The 898-nt window shown below is 62.8% G+C and carries 1 pseudogene; it reads right to left on the bottom strand.

Annotated elements, in window-relative coordinates:
- Positions 1-898 (bottom strand): annotated as a pseudogene (locus F7R02_RS25655) (IS3-like element IS1389 family transposase); the annotation flags it as partial.

Genomic DNA, 898 nt, shown 5'->3' with positions numbered 1-898 from the left:
TTAATGATATCGGTGTTTGCCAGATGTTGGGCATAAGCGGACGGCGTCATGCCGCCAATTGCTTTCTTGGGTCGGTCCTCGTTGTATTCGCGTCGCCAGCGTTCGATCTCGGTGCGCGCGTGCAGCAGCGTTGGGAACCAGTGTTCGTTGAGGCATTCGTCGCGCAGCCGGCCGTTGAACGATTCGACGTAGGCGTTCTGGTTTGGTTTGCCCGGCTGGATGAGCCGTAGCTGCACACCCCGGTCATGCGCCCAGGCAACCATCGCTTTGCCGCAAAACTCCTTGCCGTTGTCGGTGCGGATCACCTGCGGCAGGCCGCGACTGTGTGCCAACCGATCCAGCACGCGCGCAACGCCGTGCCCGGAGATCGCGCGTTCCACCTCGATGGCGACCGCCTCGTGCGTTGCGTCGTCCACGATCACCAGACACTTGATCACTCGGCCGTCGGCGGAGCGGTCGAACACGAAGTCCATCGACCAGACCTGGTTGGCCTGCGCTGGCCGCAGCAGCGGCTGACGCTCGCCAACCGGTACCTTCTTGCGCTTGCGGTGCCGCACTTGTAGCTGCTGCTCGCGATACAACCGCTCCACGCGCTTGTAGTTCACCAGGCGTCCTTCCTGTCGCAGCTTGAGATAGATCATCCCCACGCCGTAGCGGCGATGGCGATGCGCCAACGCAAGAATGCGCTCGCGCAGTTCGCCATTGCGGTCTTGGCGTGGGCAATAGCGCAGCGCGCTGGCGCTCATGCCAATCGCCGCCAAGGCACGACGCTCGCTAGCACCACGCCCGATCCACTCGCGCACCAGCGCACGACGCGCCGGTGCGCTCACCACTTTTTTCGCAACGCATCCTTGATCAGGTCGTTCTCGAACAACTGCTCGGCCAGCAACTTCTTTAG

The organism is Xanthomonas cissicola (genome assembly GCF_008801575.1).
In the GTDB taxonomy this organism is placed as follows: Bacteria; Pseudomonadota; Gammaproteobacteria; order Xanthomonadales; family Xanthomonadaceae; genus Xanthomonas; species Xanthomonas cissicola.
Note: the sequence above shows the minus strand (reverse complement) of the source record. Positions and strands in the feature narration are given on the sequence as shown.